The sequence below is a fragment of the Carboxydothermus pertinax genome (assembly GCF_001950255.1).
Taxonomy (GTDB): domain Bacteria; phylum Bacillota; class Z-2901; order Carboxydothermales; family Carboxydothermaceae; genus Carboxydothermus; species Carboxydothermus pertinax.
Genome location: NZ_BDJK01000052.1, coordinates 1 through 607 on the forward strand (window position 1 = coordinate 1; position 607 = coordinate 607).

Sequence of the window (607 nt, forward strand, 5' to 3'; positions counted from 1 at the left end):
CAGCCATCATTCAAAGAGTGCGTAATAGCTCACTAGTCGAGTGACTCTGCGCCGAAAATGTAACGGGGCTCAAGCACGCCACCGAAGCTACGATTTGAGAAGTGAGAGGTGAGAGGTTAGAAGTGGGAGAGAAGATAAAAAGCTATAAAGACTTAGAAGTATACCAGAAAGCACATCAAATAGCCATAGAGGTATACAAGGCGACTCAGGACTTTCCGGCAAGCGAGCGATATGAAATAACAAGCCAGATAAGGCGAGCGGCCATATCAATACCCGCAAATATAGCAGAAGGGTATGGTAGAAAGAAATCAGCCGAAGAATTCAAGCACTATCTACGAATAAGCTTGGGGTCAACAAACGAACTCCAAGTGTTGATGGAGATAGCAAAAGGATTAGGATATGAAATACCGGAAGAGCTGATGGAAAGAATAGACGTACTGGGGAAGCAGATATATAGGCTAATAGAGAAATGGGTATAACTCTCACATCCAACTTCCCACATCTCACTTCTCAAAGGTAGGGGAGCGTTCCTATTGGGGCGAAGCAGCACCGGAAGGAGCTGTGGACTAATAGGAAGAGAGAATGCCGGCATAAGTAAGCGAGAAGG

1 rRNA gene is annotated in these 607 nt (G+C 45.5%); it reads left to right on the plus strand.

The features are described 5' to 3' along the window. Positions 1-607, plus strand: a 23S ribosomal RNA gene (locus cpu_RS09945); the annotation flags it as partial.